Origin of the sequence: Ramlibacter sp. (assembly GCF_035627355.1) — a bacterium.
GTDB lineage: Bacteria > Pseudomonadota > Gammaproteobacteria > Burkholderiales > Burkholderiaceae_C > Ramlibacter.
The window spans coordinates 1-24,575 of the sequence record NZ_DASPLW010000036.1 but is presented as its reverse complement, the minus strand read 5'-3'; the positions used below and the strand labels follow the sequence as shown (position 1 = coordinate 24,575).

At 70.7% G+C, this 24,575-nt stretch carries 24 protein-coding genes and 1 tRNA gene; 16 read left to right on the top strand and 9 right to left on the bottom strand.

Translation table 11 applies throughout. The features are described 5' to 3' along the window. Positions 1-30 precede the first annotated feature (30 nt). Positions 31-1,416, top strand: coding sequence for a metalloprotease PmbA (gene pmbA, locus VEC03_RS09445; protein ID WP_324914628.1), 1,386 nt, complete (start codon positions 31-33; stop codon positions 1,414-1,416). Between the two features lie 26 nt (positions 1,417-1,442). Here the strand turns inward: pmbA and VEC03_RS09440 are convergent, their stop codons facing one another. Both VEC03_RS09440 and rpsU read right to left on the bottom strand, forming a co-directional pair. Further along, a complete protein-coding gene (locus VEC03_RS09440) occupies positions 1,443-1,886 on the bottom strand; it encodes a GatB/YqeY domain-containing protein (RefSeq protein WP_324914626.1) in 444 nt (147 codons plus the stop codon). Positions 1,887-1,981: 95 nt separating this feature from the next. Beyond that, entirely contained in the window at positions 1,982-2,194 is a 213-nt protein-coding gene (gene rpsU / locus VEC03_RS09435) for a 30S ribosomal protein S21 (protein WP_012346814.1), read from the bottom strand. 188 nt (positions 2,195-2,382) lie between these two features. Here rpsU and VEC03_RS09430 point away from each other — a divergent pair, with 188 nt between their 5' ends. Next, a complete protein-coding gene (locus VEC03_RS09430; RefSeq protein ID WP_324914617.1) occupies positions 2,383-5,016 on the top strand; it encodes an ATP-binding protein in 2,634 nt (877 codons plus the stop codon). A gap of 34 nt (positions 5,017-5,050) precedes the next feature. Here the strand turns inward: VEC03_RS09430 and VEC03_RS09425 are convergent, their stop codons facing one another. From VEC03_RS09425 to VEC03_RS09400, 6 genes are all read right to left on the bottom strand, one after another. Beyond that, positions 5,051-6,283 carry an NAD(P)/FAD-dependent oxidoreductase gene (locus VEC03_RS09425; RefSeq protein ID WP_324914615.1) on the bottom strand — a complete coding sequence of 411 codons (1,233 nt, stop codon included), beginning with the start codon at positions 6,281-6,283 and terminating at the stop codon, positions 5,051-5,053. A 96-nt stretch (positions 6,284-6,379) separates the two neighbouring features. Beyond that, positions 6,380-7,150 (bottom strand): uroporphyrinogen-III C-methyltransferase, encoded by a 771-nt coding sequence (gene cobA / locus VEC03_RS09420; protein ID WP_324914614.1) that lies wholly within the window; start codon positions 7,148-7,150, stop codon positions 6,380-6,382. Continuing rightward, positions 7,143-8,075 carry a DNA-binding protein YbiB gene (ybiB, locus tag VEC03_RS09415; protein WP_324914613.1) on the bottom strand — a complete coding sequence of 311 codons (933 nt, stop codon included), beginning with the start codon at positions 8,073-8,075 and terminating at the stop codon, positions 7,143-7,145. The genes cobA and ybiB overlap by 8 nt, the downstream gene beginning before the upstream one ends. Before the next feature lie 66 nt (positions 8,076-8,141). Beyond that, positions 8,142-8,540: a nitrite reductase small subunit NirD gene (nirD, locus tag VEC03_RS09410; protein WP_324914612.1), complete on the bottom strand. Its 399-nt coding sequence runs from the start codon at positions 8,538-8,540 to the stop codon at positions 8,142-8,144. Next, positions 8,537-10,978, bottom strand: coding sequence for a nitrite reductase large subunit NirB (gene nirB, locus VEC03_RS09405; protein WP_324914610.1), 2,442 nt, complete (start codon positions 10,976-10,978; stop codon positions 8,537-8,539). The genes nirD and nirB overlap by 4 nt, the downstream gene beginning before the upstream one ends. 26 nt (positions 10,979-11,004) lie before the next feature. Beyond that, a complete protein-coding gene (locus tag VEC03_RS09400; RefSeq protein WP_324914609.1) occupies positions 11,005-11,814 on the bottom strand; it encodes a formate/nitrite transporter family protein in 810 nt (269 codons plus the stop codon). A gap of 191 nt (positions 11,815-12,005) precedes the next feature. Between VEC03_RS09400 and tsaD the strand changes: the two genes are divergently transcribed. Next, the gene (tsaD, locus tag VEC03_RS09395; protein ID WP_324914607.1) at positions 12,006-13,037 is read left to right on the top strand and encodes a tRNA (adenosine(37)-N6)-threonylcarbamoyltransferase complex transferase subunit TsaD; all 1,032 of its coding nucleotides are present in this window, start codon (positions 12,006-12,008) and stop codon (positions 13,035-13,037) included. Between the two features lie 92 nt (positions 13,038-13,129). Here the strand turns inward: tsaD and VEC03_RS09390 are convergent, their stop codons facing one another. Beyond that, positions 13,130-13,510: an Hsp20/alpha crystallin family protein gene (locus tag VEC03_RS09390; RefSeq protein WP_324914606.1), complete on the bottom strand. Its 381-nt coding sequence runs from the start codon at positions 13,508-13,510 to the stop codon at positions 13,130-13,132. 105 nt (positions 13,511-13,615) lie between these two features. Between VEC03_RS09390 and VEC03_RS09385 the strand changes: the two genes are divergently transcribed. The 13 genes from VEC03_RS09385 to VEC03_RS09325 form a co-directional block, all read left to right on the top strand. After that, the gene (locus tag VEC03_RS09385; protein ID WP_324914605.1) at positions 13,616-14,890 is read left to right on the top strand and encodes a branched-chain amino acid ABC transporter substrate-binding protein; all 1,275 of its coding nucleotides are present in this window, start codon (positions 13,616-13,618) and stop codon (positions 14,888-14,890) included. A gap of 10 nt (positions 14,891-14,900) precedes the next feature. Beyond that, entirely contained in the window at positions 14,901-16,058 is a 1,158-nt protein-coding gene (locus tag VEC03_RS09380; protein WP_324914603.1) for a pyridoxal phosphate-dependent aminotransferase, read from the top strand. A gap of 116 nt (positions 16,059-16,174) precedes the next feature. Continuing rightward, the gene (rpsO, locus tag VEC03_RS09375; RefSeq protein WP_324914602.1) at positions 16,175-16,438 is read left to right on the top strand and encodes a 30S ribosomal protein S15; all 264 of its coding nucleotides are present in this window, start codon (positions 16,175-16,177) and stop codon (positions 16,436-16,438) included. A 178-nt stretch (positions 16,439-16,616) separates the two neighbouring features. Continuing rightward, a complete protein-coding gene (gene pnp / locus VEC03_RS09370; protein WP_324914601.1) occupies positions 16,617-18,917 on the top strand; it encodes a polyribonucleotide nucleotidyltransferase in 2,301 nt (766 codons plus the stop codon). 13 nt (positions 18,918-18,930) lie between these two features. Continuing rightward, positions 18,931-19,917, top strand: coding sequence for an NAD(P)H-quinone oxidoreductase (locus VEC03_RS09365; protein WP_324914599.1), 987 nt, complete (start codon positions 18,931-18,933; stop codon positions 19,915-19,917). 38 nt (positions 19,918-19,955) lie between these two features. Continuing rightward, positions 19,956-20,699: a triose-phosphate isomerase gene (gene tpiA / locus VEC03_RS09360; RefSeq protein ID WP_324914598.1), complete on the top strand. Its 744-nt coding sequence runs from the start codon at positions 19,956-19,958 to the stop codon at positions 20,697-20,699. Between the two features lie 34 nt (positions 20,700-20,733). Then, positions 20,734-21,165 carry a preprotein translocase subunit SecG gene (gene secG, locus VEC03_RS09355; RefSeq protein ID WP_324914597.1) on the top strand — a complete coding sequence of 144 codons (432 nt, stop codon included), beginning with the start codon at positions 20,734-20,736 and terminating at the stop codon, positions 21,163-21,165. A gap of 168 nt (positions 21,166-21,333) precedes the next feature. After that, positions 21,334-21,418 (top strand) — tRNA-Leu (locus VEC03_RS09350). Between the two features lie 59 nt (positions 21,419-21,477). After that, entirely contained in the window at positions 21,478-21,849 is a 372-nt protein-coding gene (locus tag VEC03_RS09345) for an NADH-quinone oxidoreductase subunit A (RefSeq protein WP_324914595.1), read from the top strand. Positions 21,850-21,882: 33 nt separating this feature from the next. Next, positions 21,883-22,362, top strand: coding sequence for a NuoB/complex I 20 kDa subunit family protein (locus VEC03_RS09340; protein WP_135263744.1), 480 nt, complete (start codon positions 21,883-21,885; stop codon positions 22,360-22,362). A 4-nt stretch (positions 22,363-22,366) separates the two neighbouring features. Continuing rightward, positions 22,367-23,008, top strand: coding sequence for an NADH-quinone oxidoreductase subunit C (locus VEC03_RS09335; protein ID WP_324914593.1), 642 nt, complete (start codon positions 22,367-22,369; stop codon positions 23,006-23,008). Beyond that, positions 23,001-24,254: an NADH-quinone oxidoreductase subunit D gene (locus VEC03_RS09330; protein WP_324914592.1), complete on the top strand. Its 1,254-nt coding sequence runs from the start codon at positions 23,001-23,003 to the stop codon at positions 24,252-24,254. The genes VEC03_RS09335 and VEC03_RS09330 overlap by 8 nt, the downstream gene beginning before the upstream one ends. Then, a partial coding sequence (locus tag VEC03_RS09325; RefSeq protein WP_324914590.1) for an NAD(P)H-dependent oxidoreductase subunit E occupies positions 24,251-24,575 on the top strand: 325 nt, incomplete at its 3' end. The genes VEC03_RS09330 and VEC03_RS09325, both read left to right, overlap by 4 nt.

Sequence of the window (24,575 nt, the reverse complement as noted above, 5' to 3'; positions counted from 1 at the left end):
CAGGCGGCCGCAAGTATCATAGCCCTCGCCATGAACCAAGCTTCCAGCGACTCGAACCGATCCGAACAAGGCTTTTCCTACAGCCGGGCGCAATTCGAGGAACTGGTGGACCGGGCCCTGGCGCATGCGAAGAAGCTCGGCGCCACCGACGCCGCGGCCGAAGCATCCGAGGGCTGCGGCCTCTCGGTGTCGGTGCGCAAGGGCGAGCTGGAGAACGTCGAGCGCAACCGCGACAAGTCGCTGGGCGTCACCGTCTACGTCGGCCAGCGGCGCGGCAACGCCAGCACCTCCGATTTCTCCGAGGCCGCCATCGAGCAGACGGTGCAGGCCGCCTACGACATCGCGCGCTTCACGGCCGAAGACCCGGTCGCGGGCCTGCCGGACGAGCGCGACATCGCCGGCCCCGACGAGCAGCCCGACCTGGACCTGTTCCATCCCTGGCCGATCTCCAGCGAGGAGGCGGCCCGGCTGTCGCTCGAGTGCGAGGCGGCGGCCTTCGCCACCGACAAGCGCATCACCAACAGCGAAGGCGCCGGCGTCTCGGCCCAGCAGAGCCACTTCTTCAGCGCGCACACGCGCGGCTTCCGGGGCGGCTACTCCAGCTCGCGGCATTCGATCTCGGTGGCCCCGATCGCGGGCCGCGGCGCGGACATGCAGCGCGATGCCTGGTATTCGTCGATGCGGGCGCCCGGCGAGCTGGCCGCGCCGGAGGCGGTCGGCCGCTACGCCGCCGAGCGCGCGCTGGCCCGCCTGAAGTCGCGCAAGATCGCCACCCGCGAATGCCCGGTGCTGTTCGAGTCGCCGCTGGCGGCGGGCCTGCTGGGCGCCTTCGTGCAGGCGGTCAGCGGCGGCTCGCTGTACCGGCGCAGCAGCTTCCTGGTGGATTCGCTGGGCAAGCAGGTCTTCCCCGGCCATGTCGACGTGCTGGAAGACCCGCACCAGAAGCGCGGCAAGGGCAGCTCGCCGTTCGATGAGGAGGGCGTGCGCACCTCGGCCCGCAAGGTGGTCGACGGCGGGCGCGTGGAAGGCTACTTCCTGTCCAGCTATTCGGCGCGCAAGCTCGGCATGAGGACCACCGGCAATGCCGGCGGCTCGCACAACCTGTCGCTGACCTCTCGCCTGACGCAGGCCGGCGACGACCTGCCGGAGATGCTGCGCAAGCTGGGCACCGGCCTGTTCGTCATCGAGCTGATGGGGCAGGGCGTGAACTACGTGACCGGCGACTACTCGCGCGGCGCCAGCGGCTTCTGGGTCGAGAACGGCGAGATCGCCTACCCGGTGCAGGAGATCACCATCGCGGGCAACCTGAAGGACATGTTCCTCGGAATCGACGCGGTGGGCGCGGACACCTACAACTACGGGGCGAAGACCGTGGGGTCGGTGCTGGTCAATCGCATGAAGGTGGCCGGCTCGTAGCGCCGCCAAGCCGGCCGACCCTCGCCTCAGCCCAGCGCCTGCTTCACCGCCGCCGACACCTGCGCCATCTCGGCCTTGCCGGCCAGCCGCTGCTTGGCGGCGCCCATGACCTTGCCCAGGTCGCCCGGGCCGCTGGCGCCGAGTTCGGCCACCAGGGCCTTCACCTCGGCGGCGACCTCCTCGGCCGACAGGCGCGCCGGCAGGTAGGCCTGCAGCACCTGCACTTCGGCGGCCTCTTTGTCGGCGAGGTCCTGGCGGCCGGCCTTGGTGAAGGCCTCGATGCTGTCCTTGCGCTGCTTGATCAGCTTGTCGACGACGCCGACCACCGCCGTGTCGTCCAGCTCCACGCGCTCGTCCACTTCCTTCTGCTTGAGCGCGGCCTGCAGCAGGCGGATGGTGCCCAGCCGCGACGTGTCCTTGGCGCGCATGGCGGCCTTCATGTCGTCGTTGATGCGGTCCTTCAGGCTCATGGGTGCTTCTCCCGGTCTTGGAACGAAAAAAGCCTGCCAAGGCGTCCCCGGGCAGGCTGGTCGGGCGCGCAGGTGCGGCGCCGGCGCGCGTCGGCTCAGTAGAGCTTCTTGGGCAGCTGCATGCTGCGCACGCGCTTGTAGTGGCGCTTGACGGCCGCGGCCTTCTTGCGCTTGCGCTCGGCCGTGGGCTTTTCGTAGAACTCGCGGGCACGCAGCTCGGTCAGCAGGCCCAGCTTCTCGATGGTGCGCTTGAAGCGGCGAAGGGCCACGTCGAACGGCTCGTTTTCCTTAACGCGAATGGTCGTCATGAATCGGTCAATGATCTCGAAGGTGCCGCAAGAAGATCGGGCTTGCGGCGGGGGTCCCCGACTGGAAAGGTGGATCGGGCCGTCGGGGTATGCCGGCAAAGCCCGCAATTATAGCGGCACGAGCCGGACCGGCAACAACGGGCCGGTCCGGGCACGCGCGAAATGGCCGATTGGGCCAGAATCGGGTCGTGGAAACGGTGTCCATGCCCCCGGCGATCGCGGCCGACGAGCAGCGGCACGTGCTGGGCCGGGTCGCCCGCCTGCTGGCCGGCGCCGCGGATTTCGACGAGACCTTGCGCCAGGCGATCGCCGCCTGCCTGCCCCTCCTGGCCGACTTCGGGTTCTTCGACGTGGTGATCGAAGGCGAGGACGTTCGCCGTACCTCGGCCGCCCATGAGGCCCCGGACCTGCAGGCGCTGCTGTCGCCCAGCCGCTGGGTGCGCCGCATCCACCCCGAACTCAACCTGTGCGCGCTGTCCACCGGCGAGCCGGCCCTGCACGCGGACACCGGCGAGGCGTGGTACCGCCGCGCCGCCGCCTGCGAGGACGAGCTGCGCCTGATGCGCCAGCTGGCCTTCGCCTCCATGCTGACGGTGCCCATGCGCTGGCGCGGCGAGCTGCTGGGGGCGCTCACGCTGTTCATGGGCCGCTCGGGCCGCCGCCACGATGAGACGCACCTGGCGTTCGCCACCGAATTCGCCGCGGTGGCCGCGCCGCTGGTGGCCAATGCCCGCCTGCTGGAGCAGCACCGCCGCGTGGAAGCGGCGTTGCGTCGCAGCGAGGAAGTGCTGCGGATGGCTGTGGAAGCCGGCCGCGTGGGGATCTGGGACTGGGACATCGTGGCCGACCGGGTGAGCTGGTCCGACGGGGTGTACGAACTGCACGAGATGCAGCCCGGCAGCGAGATCGGCGGGCTGGCGGAGTTCCGCTCGCGCGTGCTGCCGGAAGACCTGCCGCGGGTGGAAGCGGCGATGGGCGAGGCGCTCGCCGGCCGGGCGCCCTATGCCGTCGAGTTCCGCACCTTGCTGCCCGACGGCCGGGTGCGCTGGATCGCCACCCGGAGCCAGCTGGTGCGCGACGGGTCCGGGCGCCCCCTGCGCATGGTGGGCGCCAGCACCGACGTGACCCAGCGGGTGGAACTGCTGGCGGCCGAGCGCCGCGCCCGCAGCGAAGCCGAGGCGGCGCGCCGCCGCATGGAAGTGCTGGCGGCGGCGGGGGAGCGGCTGGCCCGCTCGCTGGATCCGCAGGCCACGCTGGAGGCGGTGGCGCGCACGCTGGTGCCGGACATCGCCGACTGGTGCCGCATCGACCTGCTGGACGAGAACGGCGTGCTGCAGCGCAAGCTGGCCTGGCACAGCGACCCGGCCCGGTCGGAGCAGGCGATGGCCATGGCGCGGCGGCTGCGTGCGCCGCCGGATGCCGTGGGCAGCATGGCCTGGGTGGTGCGCACGGGCAATGCGCACCACGGTGACTTCCACGAGGCCCAGGTGGACCCGGCAACGGCCGAGTTCACCCGCGCCTTCGGCATGCACTCGCATTTCATCTTGCCCCTGGTGGCGCGGGGGCGCACCATAGGCGCCATGGGTGTGCTGCAGGCGGAATCGGGCCGCAAGCTCGACGAGGACGACCGGGCGCTGGTGCTCGACCTGGGCCGGCGGGCGGCGCTGGCGCTGGACAACGCGCGCCTGTTCGCCGAGGCCGAAGCGGCGCGCAAGCAGGCCGAGTCGGCCAACCTCGCCAAGGACGAATTCCTGGCCATGCTGGGGCACGAGCTGCGCAACCCGCTGGCGCCGATCAGCACGGCCCTGCAGCTGATGGCGCGGCGCGAGCCCGATGCCGCCGTGCAGGAGCGGCGCATGATCGGCCGCCAGGTGGACCACCTCTCCCGCCTGATCGACGACCTGCTGGACATCTCGCGCATCACCAGTGGCAAGGTCCAGTTGCACTGGCAGCGGATCGACCTGCGCGCGGTGGTGGCCAATGCGCTGGAACTCACCCGCCCGGTCTTCGCGGCACGGCCGCAGCCGGTGCAGGTGCAGCTGCCCGCCGGGCCGGCGATGGTCGACGGCGACTTCGTTCGGCTGTCGCAGGTGCTGTGCAACCTGCTGGTCAATGCCGCCAAGTTCACGCCGCCCGCGGGCACCGTGTCCCTGCGCCTGCGCGAGCGCGGCGGCTGGGAGATCGAGGTCAGCGACACCGGCTGCGGCATCGCGCCCGAGCTGCTCGCGCGCGTGTTCGACCTGTTCGTGCAAGGCCGGCAATCCATGGATCGGCGTGCCGGCGGCCTGGGGCTGGGCCTGGCCATCGTGCGCAGCATGGTGGAGCGGCACGGTGGCTCGGTGCGGGCGCATAGCGCCGGCGAGGGCCAGGGTGCCACCTTCACGGTGAGCCTGCCGCCGTCCGGGTCGGCACCGGCGCCGGCGCCGGAGCCCGCGCCGGCCCCCACCGGCGAGCACGGCGGGGGCGGCCGCATCCTGGTGGTCGACGACAACGCCGACGCCGCGCAGACGCTGGCCGAGCTGCTGCAGGTGATCGGCTACGAGGCGCGCACCGCGGGGGATGCCGACTCGGCGCTGCAGGTGCTGAAGGAGTTCCGGCCCCAGCTCGCCCTGCTGGACATCGGCCTGCCGCAGGTGGACGGCTACCAGCTCGCCGGCCTGATCCGCGAGCAGCCCGAAGGCCAGGGCGTGCGACTGGTCGCGCTGACCGGCTACGGCCAGGAGAGCGACCGAGCCCGCGCGCTGGCGGCGCAGTTCGACGAGCACCTGGTCAAGCCGGTCGGCATCGACCGGCTGACCGAGGTGCTGCAGCGCTTCCTGTAGCGGCGCTGGGCAGGCGGTGCCGCCTGCGCCGCCGTCACAAGCCGGCCAGCGCCTGCGCGCAGGCCCAGCCGCTGGACCAGGCCCACTGGAAGTTGTAGCCGCCCAGCCAGCCGGTCACGTCCACCACTTCGCCGATGAAGTGCAGGCCCGGCTGCTTCGAAGACTCCATGGTCTTCGACGACAGCTCCCGGGTGTCGATTCCGCCGGCGGTCACTTCCGCCTTGCGGTAGCCCTCGGTGCCGGAGGGCAGCAGCTCCCAGCGCGCCAGGGCCTGCGCCAGTGCGTCCAGCGCCTTGTCGGGGACCTCGTTGACCGGCCGCTGCCAGGCCGGAGCGCGCTGCACCCAGGCGTCGGCCAGGCGCGCGGGCACGAAGGCGGCCAGCTCGTTGGCCAGCCGCTTGCGCGAGCGGGCCTTGGCGTCCCGCAGCGCCTGCGCGAGACCGGTGCCGGCCGCCAGGTCGATCCGCAAGGCCTCGCCGGGCTGCCAGTAGCTGGAGATCTGCAGCACGGCGGGGCCGGACAGGCCGCGGTGGGTGAACAGCAGGTCCTCGTCGAAGGCCGCGGCCGGCCCCTTCGTGCCGGCGCCCGTGGTGGCGATGCGCACCGGCAGCGACAGCCCGGCCAGTTGCGCATACGGCGCCCAGTCGTCGCCGCCGAAGGTCAGTGGCACCAGCGCCGGGCGCGGCGGCACCACCCGCAGCCCGAACTGCTGCGCCATGCGGTAGCCGAAGTCGCTGGCGCCGATCTTCGGGATCGACAGGCCGCCGGTGGCGATCACCACGCGCGGCGTGCGAACCGTGCCACGGTCGGTCTCGATCTCGTATAGCGGCGCGCTGCCGTCGCCGCGTGCGCGTAGCGCCGACACCCGGCAGGGCTGCCAGCGCTGGACGCCGCCGGCTTCGCATTCGTCCAGCAGCATGCGGATGAAGTCCTCCGAGCTGCGGTCGCCGAACAGCTGTCCCTTGTGCTTCTCGTGGAAGGGAATGCCGTGCCGCTGCACCAGGGCGACGAAGTCGGCGGCGGTGTAGCGCGACAGCGCGCTGCGGCAGAAGTGCGGGTTCTCGCCCAGGAAGTGCCGCTGCGGCGCGCGCGGGTCGAGGTCGCGGTTGGTGAAGTTGCAGCGGCCACCGCCGGAGATGCGGATCTTCTCGGCGACCTTCTCCCCGTGGTCCAGCAACAGGACCTTCACGCCCAGGCGGCCGGCCACGCCGGCGCAGAACAGGCCCGCGGCACCCGCGCCGATCACCACTGCGTCGAACGCGTGCACTTCCCGGTCAACCCTTCTGCTTCAGGAGGGGCCGTTTATAGCAGCCGGGGCCTGCGCCGGCGCGGGAAAGAGCGAACCAGGCGGCAGCGAGGGGCGTCAGGCGGCCAGCGCCTGGCCCGGTGCCTGCCCCATCGCCTGCACCCCGCGCAGCACGTCGCCCACCACGATCACCGAAGGGCTGGCCAGCCGCTCCCTCGCCACCGTGTCGGCCAGCCGCTCCAGCGTGGTGACGGCATGGCGTTGCTCCGGCAGGCTGGCGCGCTGCACCACGGCCACCGGCGTGCTGCCCGGCAGGCCGGACTGCAGGCCGTCCTGGATCGCCTGCACGCCGCTGACGCCCATGTAGATCACCAGCGTCAGGCGCGCCTGACGGGCCGCCTGCGCCAGCGCCGGCCAGTCGGGCGCTTCGCCGCCGTGCCGCGCGTGCCCGGTGACGAACACCACGCCCTGCGCATGTTCGCGGTGGGTGAGCGGTGCGCCCAGCGAGGTGGCCGCCGCGAGGCCGGCCGTGATGCCGTTGACCACCTCCACCCGCACGCCGGCCGCGCGCAACTGCTCCAGTTCCTCGCCGCCGCGGCCGAAGATGAAGGGGTCGCCGCCCTTGAGGCGCACCACGTGCTCGCCTTCGTGCGCCGCCGACGCCATCAGCTTGCCGATGAAGGCCTGCGGCGTGCTGCGGCAGCCGCCGCGCTTGCCCACGTACACGATGCGCGCGTGCGCCGCCAGTGCGACGACGGCCTCGCCGACCAGGTCGTCGACCAGTACCAGCGTCGCGGCCTGCAGCGCCCGCACCGCCTTGAGGGTGAGCAGTTCGGGGTCGCCGGGGCCGGCGCCCACCAGCGTGACCTTGCCCCTGCATTCATGCATGGCTGTCGCCTCCGTGTTCGGCCGCCTCGGCAGCCAGCCGCAGGATGTGTTCCACCTGCAGCGTGATCGAATCGGGCACCGGCTGGCGCCCGTGCAGGACTTCGCGGATGTAGCCGGCCGTGGCGGCGGGGTCCGTGCCCGAGGGCCACCCTGGCAGGCCGGCCAGCGTGCCGCGCCGGCCTTCCTCCAGCATGACGCGGCGGCCCCGCACGAAGCCTTCCATCGGCGGCGTGCGGCGCGCGTCGGCCACCGCTTCCCCTTCGGTGCCGCGCAGCAGCATCGCGGTCGAGCCCATGAGCTCGAACACGGCGCCCATGGACTGCGCGTACTCGGGATGGGTGTAGCTGCTGACGATGACGGCCGGACCGGCGCAGGGATCCAGCAGCTTGGCCAGGCTGTGCGCGGAGTTGCGCAGCCCGAGCACCCGGCGCACGTCCAGCAGCCGCTTCAGGCCAGGATGCAGCAGATCCGTGGCGGCGAAGACCGCTTCGCCGGCTTGCGGAGTCCGCAGGCGGTCGAGCGCGGCGATGCCGAGCTCGGGCAGCACCTCGGTGACGAACACCCGGCTGCCCTCGGTGGCGGCGCCATGGATCAGCACCGGCAAACCCCGTTGCGCCAGCAGCAGCGCCAGCAGCGGCGTGAGGACCGGCAGGCGGCGCGCGCCGTTGTAGCTGGGCAGCACCACGATGGGCGCCCCGGTATCGGGCACCAGTTCCAGGCGGGCCCGGGTCGCGTCGAGGAAGCCGGCCATCTCCTCCGGCGTCTCGCCCTTGACGCGCATGGCGATGCAGAAGGCGCCGAGTTCCAGGTCGGTGACGGTGCCGTCCAGCAACTGGCCGAACAGGTCGGCCGCCTGCGGGCGGTCCAGCGGGCGCGCGCCCCGCTGGCCGCGGCCGATCTCCTTGAGGTACTGGCTGATGCCCACGCGAGGATTCTCCCAAAGCACTTAGCACCGGCAGCTATAGCCATATGCCGCCGGCCGGGGTGCAGCTCAGCCGGTCCGCTGCCGGGCGGGGCAGGTGTCGGGGCCGTTCACGTAGGCCTCGTCGTCGACGGCCACGCTTTCGAGTTCCGCCGTGTCCAGGTAGACCGAACCCTCCACCACCTTGACCGCGAACCGGGGCGTGCGGCCTTCGTCGGGCGCCCAGGCGCAGCCGTCCTGCAGCCCGATCGTCCAGTTGTGCAGCGGGCAGGCCACGCTGGTGCCGAACACGATGCCCTGCGACAGCGGCCCGCCGCGATGCGGGCAGCGGTCCAGCAGCGCGAAGACCTGGTCCTGGCCGGTGCGGAACAGGGCGACGTCGGCGCCGCGGGCGCGTGCCAGCCGGCGCGAGCCGTGCCGAGGAATGTCCTGCAGGTCGCAGGCGAGGGTCCATCCGGTCGTCGTCATGCCTTCACGGCCTCCAGCTTGTCGAATTGGGCGGCATCGACGCCTGCCTTGTCGAAGTCGAACCAGGGATCGGGCTCGCCCTCCAGCGCGTCCTGCAGCCGCTGCCACAGCGCCTTGCGGATGGCGGCGTCGTCCAGCACCCGGGCCTTCACGTGCTCCATGCCGACCCGCTGCAGGTAGTGCACCGTGCGTTCCAGGTACCAGCCTTCCTCGCGGTACAGCTGCAGGAAGGCGCCGGCGTACTCCAGCACCTCGGCCGCGGTCGCGAGCTTGCAGAAGAACTGCGCCACCTCGGTCCTGATGCCGCCGTTGCCGCCGATGTAGAGCTCCCAGCCGGAGTCCACGCCGATCACGCCCACGTCCTTGATGCCCGCCTCGGCGCAGTTGCGCGGGCAGCCCGAGACCGCCAGCTTGACCTTGTGCGGCGCGTACATGCGCCACAGGGCCCGCTCCAGGTCCTTGCCCATCTGGGTGGAGTCCTGGGTGCCGAAGCGGCACCACTCGCTGCCCACGCAGGTCTTCACCGTGCGCAGCGCCTTGGCATAGGCGTGGCCGCTGGGCATGCCGATGTCCCGCCAGACGCCGGGCAGGTCCTCCTTCTTCACGCCCAGCAGGTCGATGCGCTGGCCGCCCGTGACCTTGACGGTGGGGATGCGGTACTTGTCCACCACGTCGGCGATGCGGCGCAGTTCGGCCGCCGTGGTCTCGCCGCCCCACATGCGCGGCACCACCGAGTAGGTGCCGTCCTTCTGGATGTTGGCGTGGCTGCGCTCGTTGACGAAGCGCGACTGCGGGTCGTCGCGGGCCTCCTTCGGCCAGGTGGAGATCAGGTAGTAGTTGATCGCCGGCCGGCAGGTGGCGCAGCCGTCGGGCGTGCGCCACTCCAGGAAGGCCATGGTGTCGGCCACGGTCAGCAGCCGGTTGGCGCGGATCGCCTCGCGCAGCTCCTGGTGGCTGTGGTCGGTGCAGCCGCACACCGCCTTCTTCTTCGGGGTGGCGGAGTAGTCGCCGCCGGCGGTGGCCATGATCAGCTGCTCCACCAGCCCGGTGCACGAACCGCAGGACGCGCTGGCCTTGGTGTGCCGGCGGACCTCGTCCAGCGTGAACAGGCCCTTCTCCCGGATCGCCCGGCAGATCGCGCCCTTGGTCACGCCGTTGCAGCCGCACACCTCGTCCGAATCGGCCAGCGCGGCGGCCTGGTTGCGCCCCTGGTGGCCGGCGTCGCCGAGGTTGTCCTGGCCTGCCAGCAGCCGGTCGCGCAGGCCGGCGATGCTGCGCCCCTCGCGCAGCAGCTTGAAGTACCAGCCGCCGTCCACGGTGTCGCCGTACAGGCAGGCGCCCACCAGCTTGTCGTCCTGGACCACCAGCTTCTTGTAGACGCCGCGGGCCGGATCGCTCATCACGATGGCCTCGGTGCCGTCGCCGCCGGCGAAGCGGCCGGCCGAGAACAGGTCGATGCCGGTCACCTTGAGCTTGGTGGAGGTGAGCGAGCCGGCGTAGCGCCCGATGCCGAACTGCGCCAGGTGGTTGGCGGCCACCTTGGCCTGCTCGAACAGGGGAGCGACCAGCCCGTAGGCCACGCCGCGGTGTGCCGCGCATTCGCCGACCGCCCAGATGCGGGCGTCGGTCACCGTCTGCAGCGTGTCGTGCACCACGATGCCGCGCGCGCAGTGCAGGCCGGCCTTCTCGGCCAGGGCCGTGTCCGGTCGGATGCCGACCGCCATCACGACCAGGTCGGCGCCCAGCTGCGAGCCGTCGTCGAACTGCACGCGGCGCACGCGGCCGCTGCGCCCGCCCACCAGGCCCTGGGTGCGCGCAGCCAGCCGGAACTTCAGCCCGCGCGCTTCCAGCGACTGCTGCAGCAGCCGGGCCGCGGGTTCGTCGAGCTGCCGCTCCATCAGCCAGGAGGTGGCGTGGACCACGGTCACGTCCATGCCGCGCTTGAGCAGGCCGTTGGCCGCCTCCAGCCCGAGCAGGCCGCCGCCGATGACGACCGCCTTGCGGTACGTGCGGGCCGCTTCGATCATCGCGTGCGTGTCGGCGATGTCGCGGTACGCGAGCACGCCCTTCAGGTCGGCGCCCGGCACCGGCAGCATGACCGGGCGCGAGCCGGTGGCCAGCAGCAGGCGGTCGTAGGGCGCCTCGGTGCCGTCGTCGGCGCGCACCACGCGCCGGACGCGGTCGATCGCGACCACCTTGCGGCCGGCGTGCAGGCGGATGCCGTTCTGCTCGTACCAGGACCAGGGGTTGAGCACGATCTGCTCGAACGCCTGCTCGCCCGCCAGCACCGGCGACAGCAGGATGCGGTTGTAGTTGGGATGCGGCTCGGCGCCGAAGACGGTGATGTCGTACAGGCCGGGCGCGATCTTCAGCAGCTCCTCGAGGGTGCGTGCGCCGGCCATGCCGTTGCCGACCACCACCAGGTTCGATGGCTTCATGCGGGGACTCCTGCCGTGCTGTCGGCTCAGGCCGCGCGCGCCGGCGCGGTGCGCAGGTGGGTGGAATACAGCGTCAGCCCGACGAACGTGAGGCCGCCGACCAGGTTGCCCAGCACGGTGGGGATCTCGTTCCAGACCAGGTAGTCGTAGACCGAGAAGTTGCCGCCCAGCATCAAGCCCGAGGGGAACAGGAACATGTTCACGATCGAGTGCTCGAAGCCCATGTAGAAGAACACCATCACCGGCATCCACATGGCCAGCACCTTGCCGCCCAGGGTGGTGGACATCATGGCCCCGACCACGCCGCTGGAGACCATCCAGTTGCACAGCACGCCGCGCAGGAACAGGGTCAGCATGCCGGCCGCGCCGTAGGCCGCGTAGCCCACCGTGCGGCCCTCGCCGATGGTGCCGATCTTCTGGCCCACCACGTTGGGCTCGCTGGAGAAGCCGAAGGTGAAGATCACCGCCATGAACACGGCCACCGTGAAGGCGCCGGCGAAGTTTCCGGCGAACACCAGCCACCAGTTGCGCAGCACGCCCTTGAGCGTCACGCCGGGTCGGCGGTCGATCAGCGCCAGCGGGGCCAGCGTGAACACCCCGGTGAGCAGGTCGAAGCCCATCAGGTAGAGCATGCAGAAGCCGACCGGGAACAGCACCGCGCCCAGCAGCGGGTTGCCGGTCTGCACCGAGACCGTGATGGCGAAGGCGGCCGCCATCGCCAGGATGGCGCCGGCCATGTAGGCGCGGATCACCGTGTCGCGGGTGGACATGAAGATCTTGGATGCCCCGGCGTCGACCATGCGGGTGACGAATTCATTGGGGACGACATAGGCCATGGATGCTCCTTGCGGGTGGTTCGGATCTCGAGCGGCTCGCGGCGACCGGTGCCGGCGCTGCCTCCATGACCCGTTAGCAGGGACCGTGCCAAGGCCTTGGCGCGATCTGCCGCATGCATCACCCCACGCAGGCCGGCAGCGCATGACCCGGAACGGGGCGCCGCACCAAATGGCGTCGTTACACTCGCCCGATGCTGGTGCTGGGCATCGAATCCTCCTGCGACGAGACGGGCGTTGCACTCGTCGACGGTGGCGGGCCCGGCGTTCCGCGCCTGCTCGGCCACGCGCTGCACAGCCAGGTGCGCATGCACGAGGCCTACGGCGGCGTGGTGCCGGAGCTGGCCAGCCGCGACCACATCCGCCGCGTGCTGCCGCTCACCCACGAGGTGCTGCAGCAGGCCGGCCGGCAACTTGGCGAGGTGGAGACGGTGGCCTATACGCGGGGGCCGGGCCTGGCCGGCGCCCTGCTGGTGGGCGCGGGCGTCGCCTGCGCACTGGGCGCTGCGCTCGGCAAGCCGGTGCTGGGCGTGCACCACCTGGAAGGCCACCTGCTCTCGCCCTTCCTGAGCGCCGATCCGCCGCAGTTCCCCTTCGTGGCGCTGCTGGTGTCGGGCGGCCACACGCAGCTGATGCGGGTGGACGGGGTGGGGCAGTACGAACTGCTGGGCGAGACCATCGACGATGCCGCCGGCGAGGCCTTCGACAAGAGCGCCAAGCTGCTGGGGCTGGGCTACCCGGGCGGGCCGGCCCTGTCCAAGCTGGCGCAGCAGGGCGATGCCAGGGCCTTCGCCTTGCCGCGGCCGCTGCTGCACAGCGGCAACCTGGACTTCTCCTTCGCCGGCCTGAAGACGGCGGTGCTCACGCAGGCGCGCAAGCTGGGCGATGGGCTGGAGTCACGCAAGGCCGACCTGGCCGCCGCCACCGAGGCGGCGATCGTCGAGGTGCTGGTGAAGAAGTCGCTGGCCGCGCTGAAGGAAACGGGGCTCAGGCGCATGGTGGTGGCCGGCGGCGTCGGCGCCAACCGGCTGCTGCGCGCGCAACTCGACGCCGCGTGCGCGAAGCGGGGCGTGCGCGTGCACTACCCCGAGCTGGCGCTGTGCACCGACAACGGCGCCATGATCGCCATGGCGGCGGCGATGCGGATCGCCGCGAACGTGGAAACGGCCAGCCGGTCCTACGCCTTCGACGTGAAACCGCGCTGGCCGCTGACCCATTCACCCTGAACGGTTGAGCGAGGCCCGGCAATGCCGCCTCCTCGCCCGAAAGGCGTCCGCGCTGCATGTTGTTCCGCGCGGACAGGACCCCCTAGCGGTGATTACTTCACCTCGATCCGGCGCGCCTTGCTCGCCGGCTGCTGCTTGGCCAGGGTCAGCGTCAGCACGCCGTTCTCCAGCTTGGCGCTGGTCGCCTCGACGTCGATCTCCTGGGGCAGCTCGTAGGCCGCCTTGTACTGGCGCGGCGCCTCGGCCCTGGTCTCGATGCGCACGACGGCGCCCTCGATGCTGACCGCCAGGTCCTCGCGGGCGACGCCGGGCAGGTCCAGGGTGACCGTCCAGGCCTTGTCGTCCTGCGCGACGCGCGGGCTGGCCTGGCGGCCGCCGTGGAAGGCCTCGTTGACGAAGCGCTCGAACTCGCGGTCGAGGGAACGGAAGGCCGGAACCCCGGCGCGGGAACGGACAACGGGTGCGAAGAACATGGTGGAACTCCTTAGAACCTTAAACTTCGCGGCTCTCGCTCCATCCGATCGCCGCCTGCAACCAACGTGCGCGCGGCGGCCCGTTTTTTCAAGGGGACCAGTTCCATGCAAAGTACCCGCAGGCGGGTCTTGAAAACACTCGCGGCGGCGCTATCTGCGCCCGCCTTCGCGCAGGCCCAGACCGCCGGCGCTCCCATCAAGCTGGCGATGATCGAGTCGCTCTCGGGCGCCTTCGCCAACACCGGCGAGGCGGTGTTCCGCAACCTGCTGTGGGCGGTCGAACGGGTGAACGCGCGCGGCGGCGTCCGGCTGCCCGGCGGCGCCCGCCCGCTGGCGCTGGACCGCTACGACAACAAGGGCCAGACCGAGGAGGCGCTGGCCATGCTGCGCGCCGCGATCGACGACGGCGCCCGCATCGTGCTGCAGGGCAACTCCTCGGCGGTGGCCGCGGCGCTGATCGAGGCGGTGAACAAGCACAACGAGCGCGAGCCCTCGCGGCGCGTGCTGTACCTCAACTATTCGGCGGTCGATCCCATCCTCACCAACGAGCGCTGCAGCTTCTGGCATTTCCGCTTCGACGCCCACGCCGACATGCGCATGGCGGCCCTGATGGCGGTGCTGCGCGAGGACAAGGCGGTGCGCGCGGCCTACCTGATCGGCCAGGACTACAGCTTCGGCCAGGCGGTGCTGCGCGAGGCGCGGCGCCAGCTCGGCGCGCAGCGCCCGGACGTGCGCATCGTCGGCGACGAGCTGCACCCCATGGGCCGGGTCAAGGACTTCGTGCCCTACGCCGTCAAGATCAAGGCCAGCGGCGCCGACGCCGTGATCACCGGCAACTGGGGCAACGACCTCACGCTGCTGGTCAAGGCGGCGCGGGAAGTCGGCTTCGACGGCAGCTTCTACACCTTCTACGGCAACGCCCTGGGCGCGCCGGCCGCCATCGGCGAGGCCGGGATCGGGCGCGTGATCGCCGTGGCCGACTGGCTGCCCAACCTGCAGACGGCGCAGAGCGAGGCCTTCTACCGCGAGTTCCGCCAGCGCTTCCCGCGCCCGCAGGACGACTACGTGCACATGCGCATGCAGCTCATGGTCGAGGCGCTGTCGCAGGCCATGGAGCAGGCCGGCAGCACCGAGGCGGCGGCCGTGGCCGGCGCGCTGGAGAAGGCCCGCGTCAGCCTGGCCGGGCAGGGCGGCAGCATGCGTGCGCTCGACCACCAGTTCCAGCAGGCGCTGGTGGTCGGCGTGATGGACCGCCAGGGCAGCCCCGGCGTGAAGTTCGACGTCGAGGGCTCGGGCTACGGCTTCCGCGTGGTGCGCGCCATCGAACCGGCGCAGGCCGAGATGCCCAGCAGCTGCCGCATGGTGCGGCCGGGCGCCTGAGGACATCGGCATGCGACAAGCCATCCTCGACCTCGAGGAATCGAAGATCCGCGAAGTGGCCAACGCCGGCATGGGCCGCAGCGACGTGCTGGCCTTCTGGTTCGGCGAGAGCGACGAGGTCACGCCGGACTTCATCCGCGAAGCCGCGATCGACTCGATCCGCGCCGGCGAGACCTTCTATGCCCACAACCTGGGCCTGCCGGAACTGCGCGAGGCGGTGGCCACCTACACCTCGCGCCTGCACCCGCCGCTGGGCAGCGAGCGCATCGCCATCACGTCGGGCGGCGTCAACGCCCTGATGCTGGCGATGCAGATGCTGCTGGACGCGGGCGACGAGGTGGTGGCGGTCACGCCGGTCTGGCCCAACCTGACGGCGCAGCCGCTGATCCTGGGGGCCAAGCTGCGCCGCGTGTCGCTGCAGCCGCAGGCGGGCGCCTGGAAGCTGGACCTGCCGCAGTTGCTGGACGCGGTGCGGCCCGGCACCAGGCTGCTGATCCTCAACGCGCCCAACAACCCCACCGGCTGGACGCTCACCCGCGCCGAGCAGCAGGCCATTCTCGAGCATTGCCGCCGCACGGGCACCTGGATCCTGGCCGACGAGGTCTACGAGCGCCTGTACTACGAGGCCACGCCGACGGGCTGCGCGCCCAGCTTCCTGGACATCGCGGCGCCGGACGACCGGCTGGTGGTGGCGCACAGCTTCTCCAAGAGCTTCCTGATGACGGGCTGGCGCCTGGGCTGGCTGGTGATGCCGGCGGCCATGACCCATCCCATGGGCAAGCTGATCGAGTTCAACACCTCCTGCGCCAGCGTGTTCACCCAGCGCGCCGGGGTGGCAGCGGTACAGCGCACGGAGGAGGTGACGCCGCGGGTGGTGGCCCACCTGAAGGCCTGCCGCGACCGGCTGGTGCCGCAGTTGCAGGCGCTGCCGGGTGTCGAGCTGGCGCGGCCGGCCGGCGGCATGTACGCGTTCTTCCGGCTCGAGGGCTTCGGCGATTCGCTGGACCTGGCCAAGCGGCTGGTGGCCGAGGCGGGCCTGGGCATCGCGCCGGGCAACGCCTTCGCGCCCGAGGCCCAGGGCTGGCTGCGCTGGTGCTTCGCGTCCAGGGACCCGGCCCGGCTCGACCGGGGCGTGGAGCGGCTCGCGGGGTGGCTGGCGCGGCCATGAGCCGCCGGGACCCTCGTGTACAATCCACCGGTTCTGCGCCCACCCGGGCAGCAGGACAGCACGCTGGGGCCCTTCCAGTCCCAAGCGCAAGTGAAACCCCCATCCAAGGAAACCAGATGCCCGCCATCAACAAGGCCGAAGTCATTGCTGCGCATTCGCGCGGCACCGGCGACACCGGCAGCCCCGAAGTCCAGGTCGCCCTGCTGACCGCCCGGATCAACGAGCTGACCCCCCACTTCAAGACCCATGCCAAGGACCACCACGGCCGCCGCGGCCTGCTGCGCATGGTGAACCGCCGCAAGAAGCTGCTGGCGTACCTGAAGGACAAGGATGCCGAGCGCTACACGGCGCTGATCGGCAAGCTGGGCCTGCGCAAGTAAGCAGGTCCTCGAGAACGCAAGGGCGCCTGGGTTGGCTGACGCTGGCTCAGGCGCTTTGCGCATCGGAGAAGCGGAAAGAAGGGCGCGCGCTGTGTCATTCCTCGAGGGCTAGGAGCTAGCCCCCCAGGAATGGCATCGCGTTCGGTTCCGGGTCTCCATCCAACCAGAGAGAACGCACATGTCCATCTTCAACAAGATCACCAAGACCTTCCAGTGGGGCCAGCACACGGTCACCATGGAAACCGGCGAGATCGCGCGCCAGGCCTCCGGCGCCGTGCTGGTCAACATCGACGACACGGTGGTGCTGGCCACGGTGGTCGGCTCCAAGACCGCCAAGCCGGGCCAGGACTTCTTCCCGCTGACGGTCGACTACATCGAGAAGACCTACGCCGCCGGCAAGATCCCCGGCAGCTTCTTCAAGCGCGAGGCCAAGCCCAGCGAACTGGAGACGCTGACCAGCCGCCTGATCGACCGTCCGATCCGCCCGCTGTTCCCCGAAGGCTTCTTCAACGAAGTGCACGTGGTGATCCACACCATCTCGCTGAACCCCGAGGTGGACGCCGACATCGCCGCCATGATCGCCACCAGCGCCGCGCTGGCGATCTCCGGCATCCCGTTCGCCGGCCCGATCGGCGCCGCGCGCGTGGGCTACATCAATGGCGAGTACGTGCTCAACCCGGGCCAGACCCAGCGCAAGGACTCGCTGCTCGACCTGGTGGTCGCCGGCACCGAGGCTGCCGTGCTGATGGTCGAATCGGAAGCGCAGCAGCTGTCCGAGGAAGTGATGCTGGGCGCCGTGGTGTTCGGCCACGAGCAGGGCAGGATCGCCGTCGACGCCATCCACGAGCTGGTGCGCGAGGGCGGCAAGCCGGTCTGGGACTGGCAGCCGCCGGCCCGCGACGAGTCCTTCATCGCCCGCGTCAACCAGCTGGCCGAGGACAAGCTGCGCGCCGCCTACCAGATCCGCAGCAAGCAGGCCCGCACCCAGGCCCTGCGCGAGGCCAATGCCGCCGTGCACGCCGGCCTGAAGGAGCAGGGCATCGAGTTCGACCCGGTCAAGGTCGACGACCTGCTGTTCGGCATCGAGGCCAGCATCGTCCGCAGCCAGATCCTGGCGGGCGAGCCGCGCATCGACGGCCGTGACACCCGCACCGTGCGACCGATCGAGATCCGCCACGGCGTGCTGCCGCGCACCCACGGCTCGGCGCTGTTCACCCGCGGCGAGACCCAGGCGCTGGTGGTCACCACGCTGGGCACCGAGCGCGACGCGCAGCGCATCGATGCGCTGGCCGGCGAGTTCGAGGACCGCTTCCTGTTCCACTACAACATGCCTCCCTTCGCCACCGGCGAAGTGGGCCGCATGGGCAGCACCAAGCGCCGCGAGATCGGCCACGGCCGACTGGCCAAGCGCGCGCTGCTCGCCTGCCTGCCGCCGAAGGACGAGTTCCCCTACACCATCCGCGTGGTCTCGGAGATCACCGAGTCGAACGGCTCCTCGTCGATGGCCTCGGTGTGCGGCGGCTGCCTGTCGCTGATGGACGCCGGCGTGCCGATGAAGGCGCACGTGGCGGGCATTGCCATGGGCCTGATCAAGGAAGGCAACCGCTTCGCGGTGCTGACCGACATCCTGGGCGACGAGGACCACCTGGGCGACATGGACTTCAAGGTGGCAGGCACCACCAACGGCATCACCGCGCTGCAGATGGACATCAAGATCCAGGGCATCACCAAGGAGATCATGCAGGTCGCCCTGGCGCAGGCCAAGGAAGCGCGCATGCACATCCTGGGCAAGATGCAGGACGCGATGGGCGCGGCCAATGCCGAGATCAGCAGCTTCGCGCCGCGCCTGTACACCATGAAGATCAACCCGGAGAAGATCCGCGACGTGATCGGCAAGGGCGGCGCCACCATCCGCGCGCTGACCGACGAGACCGGCACCACGATCGACATCGCCGAGGACGGCACCATCACCATTGCCTCCACCGACGCCGACCGCGCCGCCGAGGCCCGGCGCCGCATCGAGCAGATCACGGCCGAGGTCGAGATCGGCAAGATCTACGAGGGCCCGATCACCAAGCTGCTGGAGTTCGGCGCGCTGGTCAACGTGCTGCCGGGCAAGGACGGCCTGCTGCACATCAGCCAGATCGCCCACGAGCGGGTCGAGAAGGTCGGCGACTACCTGAGCGAAGGCCAGGTGGTGCGCGTCAAGGTGCTGGAGACCGACGACAAGGGCCGCATCAAGCTGTCGATGAAGGCGCTGCTCGATCGCCCGGCCGGCATGGAAGACCAGCCGCCGCGCGAGCGCCGCGACCGCGGCGACCGTCCGCCGCGCGGCGACCGGGGTGAACGCGGCGAGCGCGGCGAACGCGGTGACCGTGGCGAGCGCGGCGACTACAACGGCGACCGCGGCAACGGCGGCAACGGCGAGCGCCCGGCCTCCGACGTGCAGCCGCAGTCCACGCTGGACCCGCAGGAGTAATCCCCTCCGCGCGATGAAAGCCATCGAGATCACCCGCCCCGGCAAGCCCGACGTGCTGCGCCCGGGCGAGCGTCCCGACCCGGTCGCCGGGCCCGGCGAGGTGCTGATCCGCGTGGCGGCCAGCGGTGTCAACCGGCCCGACGTCCTGCAGCGGGCCGGCCACTATCCGCCGCCGCCGGGCGCCTCCGACATCCCCGGCCTGGAAGTCGCCGGCGAGATCGTCGGCGGTGACGAGCAGGCCATGGCGCAGGCCGGCTTGCAGGTCGGCCAGTCCGTGTGCGCCCTGGTGGCCGGTGGCGGCTATGCCGAGCTGTGCGCGGCGCCCGCGGGCCAGTGCCTGCCGGTGCCGCAGGGCCTGACCGCCGTCGAGGCCGCTTCGCTGCCCGAGACCTTCTTCACCGTCTGGAGCAACGTGTTCGACCGCGGCCGCCTGCAGGCCGGCGAGACCCTGCTGGTGCAGGGCGGCACGAGCGGCATCGGCGTGACGGCGATCCAGCTGGCCAAGGCCTTCGGCGCCACCGTGATCGCCACGGCCGGCAGCGACGAGAAGTGCGCGGCCTGCCTGCAGCTGGGCGCCGACCACGCGATCAACTACCGCAGCCAGGACTTTGCCGAGGAGGCGAAGCGGCTGACCGGCGGGCGCGGCGTGGACGTGATCCTGGACATGGTCGCGGGCGACTACGTGGCGCGCGAGGTGGGCTGCCTGGCCGAGGACGGGCGGCTGGTGATCATCGCGGTGCAGGGCGGCGTGAAGGCGGGCTTCGATGCCGGCCTGGTGCTGCGCCGGCGCCTGACGATCACCGGTTCCACGCTGCGGCCGCGCCCGGTGGCCTTCAAGGCCGCCATCGCGGCCTCGCTGCGCGAGAAGGCCTGGCCGCTGCTGGCCGGCGGTGCCGTGCGGCCCGTGGTCCACAGCGTGTTCGCGGCCGCCGACGCGGCCAAGGCCCACGAGTTGATGGAGTCCAACCGGCACGTCGGCAAGATCGTGCTGACGTGGTGATGGACGCATTGGATTCCCGCGGTCGCGGGGATGACGAGATGAAGAAGAAACTGATCGCCGGCAACTGGAAGATGAACGGCAGCCTGGCCGCCAACGAGGCGCTGGTGCGCGCGGTGGTGGCCGGCCTGCCGCAGGCCGCCTGCAAGGTGGCGGTCTGCGTGCCCGCGCCCTACCTGGCGCAGGTGCAGGCGCTGTGCCAGGGCTCGGCGCTGGAGCTGGGGGCGCAGGACGTCTCGCGCCACGAGCAGGGCGCCTTCACCGGCGAGGTGTCGGCGGCGATGCTGGCCGACTTCGGCGTGCGCTATGCCATCGTCGGCCACTCCGAGCGCCGCCAGTACCACGGCGAGACCGACGAGCTGGTGGCTGCGAAGGCCCAGGCGGCGCTGGCCCGGGGCATCACCCCCATCGCCTGCGTGGGCGAGACCCTGGCCGAGCGCGAAGCCGGGCAGACGGAAGACGTGGTGCGGCGCCAGCTGGCCGCCGTGATCGACGCCAACCGCTCCCGCCTCGGCGAGATCGTCGTGGCCTACGAGCCGGTCTGGGCGATAGGCACCGGCCGTACGGCGACCCCCGAGCAGGCCCAGCAGGTGCACGCGGCGCTGCGGGCGCAACTCGCGGCGGCCACGCCCCAGCCGGAGCGCATCGCCATCCTCTATGGCGGCAGCATGAATGCGGCCAATGCCGCCAGCCTGCTGGCCCAGCCGGACATCGACGGCGGCCTGATCGGCGGTGCCTCGCTCAAGGCCGCCGACTTCCTGCAGATCATCGCGGCCGCCGGCTGAGGCGCGTCGCCACCCACCCCGGAGTGATTCCCGAATGAACTTTCTCCTCACCGCCCTCCTTTCCGCGCAGATCCTGTCGGCGCTGGCCATGGTCGGCCTGATCCTGATCCAGCACGGCAAGGGCGCCGACATGGGCGCCGCCTTCGGCAGCGGCAGCTCGGGCAGCCTGTTCGGCGCCAGCGGCAGCGCCAACTTCCTGTCGCGCAGCACCGCCGTGCTGGCCACCGTGTTCTTCATCTGCACCCTGACGCTGGCCTATTTCGGCAACTACCGGCCGCCGGAATCGGGCAGCGTGCTCGATCGCGCGGCGGCGCCGGTGGCGCCGGCCCCCGCTCCGGCCCCGGCGGCCTCGGGCGCGGCGGCGCAGATCCCGGGCACCGTCCCGGCCCCGGCCGGATCGGCCGCGCCGGCGGCCCCGGCGCCTGCCGCGCCGGCCTCGGGCGCCGCGCAGATCCCGGCCCGGTAAGCCGCCTTGCAACCGGGTTGCGCGAAGCGGCACGGACGCAACCTGATCCTGCGCAAGTAGCTCTACCTAATCCCCTCGCCCCAGCGGGAAGGGCAGGGGATTCGGGGTAAACTCCAAGGCTGCCCGGAAGCCAACAACAAAGCCTCACGCGCCTGGGCAGCCACACACGCCGTCGTGGTGAAATTGGTAGACACGCTATCTTGAGGGGGTAGTGGCGAAAGCTGTGCGAGTTCGAGTCTCGCCGACGGCACCAGATTCCAACAGCCGCAGGCCCGCGCCGGGCGCGGCTCGAGCGCTGACCAGAGTCCCGCGATGAACCTTGACCAGTACCTGCCTGTCCTCCTGTTCATCCTGGTGGGCATTGCGGTAGGGGTCCTGCCGCAGGTGCTGGGCTGGGCCTTTGCCGGCGCCGCCGGCTTCAACAAGCCCGATGCGGCCAAGAACTCCCCCTACGAGTGCGGCTTCGAGGCCTTCGAGGACGCGCGCATGAAGTTCGACGTGCGCTACTACCTCGTGGCCATCCTGTTCATCCTGTTCGACCTCGAGATCGCGTTCCTCTTCCCCTGGGCCGTGGCGCTCAAGGACATCGGGCCCGCCGGCTTCTGGGCCATGATGGTTTTCCTCGCGATCCTGGTGGTCGGCTTCATCTACGAGTGGAAGAAGGGCGCGCTCGACTGGGAGTGACGGCTCCCGCGCCCCGCAACGGACTCTCAAGCAATGGCTAAAGAAGGCATCCTCGACAAGGGCGTCGTCACGACGACCGTGGACAGCGTCATCAACTGGGCCAAGACGGGCTCGCTGTGGCCGATGACGTTCGGCCTCGCCTGCTGCGCGGTGGAGATGATGCACGCGGGCGCGGCCCGCTACGACATCGACCGCTTCGGCATGCTGTTCCGCCCCAGCCCCCGCCAGTCCGACCTGATGATCGTGGCCGGCACCCTGTGCAACAAGATGGCGCCGGCGCTGCGCAAGGTCTACGACCAGATGCCCGAGCCGCGCTGGGTGCTGTCCATGGGCACCTGCGCCAACGGCGGCGGCTACTACCACTACAGCTATTCGGTGGTGCGCGGCTGCGACCGCATCGTGCCGGTCGACGTGTACGTGCCCGGCTGCCCGCCGACCGCCGAGGCGCTGCTGTACGGGATCATCCAGCTGCAGCAGAAGATCCGCCGCACCCAGACCATCGCGCGCGCCTGAACCGATGACCGCCAACACGCCTTTCGCGGTCGACCCCGCCGCGCTGCAAGCCACGATCACCGAAGCCCTGGGCCCGCTGGCCAAGCGGGTGGACCTCAAGGTCGGCGAAGTGACCGTCGTCGTCTCGCCCGACAACTACCTCCAGGCCGCGCAGCTGCTGCGCGACGACCCGCGCTGCCGCTTCGAGCAGCTGCTGGACCTGTGCGGCGTCGACTACTCCGACTACGGCAACGGTGCCTGGGACGGCCCGCGCTACGCGGTGGTGTCGCACCTGCTGTCGGTCAGCCTCAACCAGCGCGTGCGCCTGCGCGTGTTCTGCGCCGACGACGAACTGCCGGTGGTGGATTCGCTGACCGGCCTGTGGACCTCGGCCAACTGGTTCGAGCGCGAAGCCTTCGACCTGTACGGCATCGTGTTCGAGGGCCACGTGGACCTGCGCCGCATCCTGACCGACTACGGCTTCATCGGCCACCCGTTCCGCAAGGACTTCCCGATCTCCGGCCACGTGGAGATGCGCTACGACCCCGAGCGCCAGCGCGTGATCTACCAGCCGGTGACCATCGAGCCGCGCGAGATCACGCCCCGCATCATCCGGGAAGAGAACTACGCAGGGCTGCGGCCCCGGGGCCTGGACAACCATGGCTGAGATCAAGAACTACACGCTCAACTTCGGCCCGCAGCACCCGGCCGCGCACGGCGTGCTGCGGCTGGTGCTGGAGCTCGATGGCGAGGTGATCCAGCGCGCCGACCCGCACATCGGCCTGCTGCACCGCGCCACCGAGAAGCTGGCCGAGACGCGCACCTACATCCAGACGCTCCCCTACATGGACCGGCTGGACTACGTCTCGATGATGTGCAACGAGCACGCCTACTGCCTGGCCGTCGAGAAGCTGCTGGGCGTCGAGGTGCCGATCCGCGCGCAGTACATCCGCGTCATGTTCGCCGAGCTCACCCGGCTGCTCAACCACCTGCTGTGGCTGGGCGCGCACGGGCTGGACTGCGGCGCCATGAACATGCTGATCTACTGCTTCCGCGAGCGGGAAGACATCTTCGACATGTACGAGGCGGTCTCCGGCGCGCGCATGCACGCGGCCTACTTCCGCCCGGGCGGCGTGTACCGCGACCTGCCCGACAGCATGCCGCAGTACAGGGCCAGCAAGATCCGCAACCAGCGCGAGATCGACCGCATGAACGAGGACCGGCAGGGCACGCTGCTGGACTTCATCGACGCCTTCACGCAGCGCTTCCCCGGCTACGTCGACGAGTACGAGACGCTGCTGACCGACAACCGCATCTGGAAGCAGCGCACCGTGGGCATCGGCGTGGTCACGCCCGAGCGCGCGCTGAATCTCGGCTTCACCGGCCCCATGCTGCGCGGCTCCGGCATCGCCTGGGACCTGCGCAAGACGCAGCCCTACGAGGTCTATGAGCACATGGACTTCGACATCCCGGTCGGCAGGACCGGCGACTGCTACGACCGCTACCTGGTGCGCGTGCAGGAGATGCGCGAGGCCAACCGCATCATCAAGCAGTGCGTGGACTGGCTGCGCGTGAACCCGGGTCCGGTGATCACCGACAACCACAAGGTGGCGCCGCCCGACCGCGAGAGCATGAAGGCCAACATGGAGGAGCTGATCCACCACTTCAAGCTCTTCTCCGAAGGCATGCGCGTGCCCGAGGGCGAGTCCTACGCCGCGGTGGAACACCCCAAGGGCGAGTTCGGCATCTACATCGTGAGCGACGGGGCCAACAAGCCCTACCGCCTGAAGATCCGCGCCCCCGGCTTTGCGCACCTGTCCGCGATGGACGAGATGTCGCGCGGCCACATGATCGCCGATGCCGTGGCCATCATCGGAACCATGGACATCGTCTTCGGAGAGATCGATCGATGATTTCAGACGCGATGCGCACCCGCTTCGACCGCGAGGTGGCGAAGTACCCGCCGGACCAGAAGCAGTCCGCCGTGATGGCCTGCCTGGCCATCGTGCAGCAGGAGCAGGGCTTCGTCAGCCAGGAAAGCGAGGAGGAAGTCGCCCGCTACCTGGGCATGCCGACGATCGCCGTGCACGAGGTCACCACCTTCTACAACATGTACAACCAGCGCCGGCTGGGCAAGTACAAGCTGAACGTCTGCACCAATCTGCCGTGCCAGCTGCGCGACGGCCAGAAGGCGCTGCAGTATCTGGAGCAGAAGCTGGGCATCGCCATGGGCC

Coding starts and splice junctions, on each gene's coding strand:
- VEC03_RS09330 (WP_324914592.1), top strand. CDS start 23,001: ATGGCTGAGATCAAGAACTACACGCTCAACTTCGGCCCGCAGCACCCG.
- secG (WP_324914597.1), top strand. CDS start 20,734: ATGAACTTTCTCCTCACCGCCCTCCTTTCCGCGCAGATCCTGTCGGCG.
- VEC03_RS09400 (WP_324914609.1), bottom strand. CDS start 11,814: ATGGCCTATGTCGTCCCCAATGAATTCGTCACCCGCATGGTCGACGCC.
- VEC03_RS09390 (WP_324914606.1), bottom strand. CDS start 13,510: ATGTTCTTCGCACCCGTTGTCCGTTCCCGCGCCGGGGTTCCGGCCTTC.
- pnp (WP_324914601.1), top strand. CDS start 16,617: ATGTCCATCTTCAACAAGATCACCAAGACCTTCCAGTGGGGCCAGCAC.
- cobA (WP_324914614.1), bottom strand. CDS start 7,150: ATGCATGAATGCAGGGGCAAGGTCACGCTGGTGGGCGCCGGCCCCGGC.
- VEC03_RS09340 (WP_135263744.1), top strand. CDS start 21,883: ATGGCTAAAGAAGGCATCCTCGACAAGGGCGTCGTCACGACGACCGTG.
- rpsU (WP_012346814.1), bottom strand. CDS start 2,194: ATGACGACCATTCGCGTTAAGGAAAACGAGCCGTTCGACGTGGCCCTT.
- VEC03_RS09380 (WP_324914603.1), top strand. CDS start 14,901: ATGCGACAAGCCATCCTCGACCTCGAGGAATCGAAGATCCGCGAAGTG.
- VEC03_RS09365 (WP_324914599.1), top strand. CDS start 18,931: ATGAAAGCCATCGAGATCACCCGCCCCGGCAAGCCCGACGTGCTGCGC.
- VEC03_RS09345 (WP_324914595.1), top strand. CDS start 21,478: ATGAACCTTGACCAGTACCTGCCTGTCCTCCTGTTCATCCTGGTGGGC.
- tpiA (WP_324914598.1), top strand. CDS start 19,956: ATGAAGAAGAAACTGATCGCCGGCAACTGGAAGATGAACGGCAGCCTG.
- nirB (WP_324914610.1), bottom strand. CDS start 10,978: ATGAAGCCATCGAACCTGGTGGTGGTCGGCAACGGCATGGCCGGCGCA.
- VEC03_RS09385 (WP_324914605.1), top strand. CDS start 13,616: ATGCAAAGTACCCGCAGGCGGGTCTTGAAAACACTCGCGGCGGCGCTA.
- tsaD (WP_324914607.1), top strand. CDS start 12,006: ATGCTGGTGCTGGGCATCGAATCCTCCTGCGACGAGACGGGCGTTGCA.
- VEC03_RS09440 (WP_324914626.1), bottom strand. CDS start 1,886: ATGAGCCTGAAGGACCGCATCAACGACGACATGAAGGCCGCCATGCGC.
- VEC03_RS09335 (WP_324914593.1), top strand. CDS start 22,367: ATGACCGCCAACACGCCTTTCGCGGTCGACCCCGCCGCGCTGCAAGCC.
- nirD (WP_324914612.1), bottom strand. CDS start 8,540: ATGACGACGACCGGATGGACCCTCGCCTGCGACCTGCAGGACATTCCT.
- rpsO (WP_324914602.1), top strand. CDS start 16,175: ATGCCCGCCATCAACAAGGCCGAAGTCATTGCTGCGCATTCGCGCGGC.
- pmbA (WP_324914628.1), top strand. CDS start 31: ATGAACCAAGCTTCCAGCGACTCGAACCGATCCGAACAAGGCTTTTCC.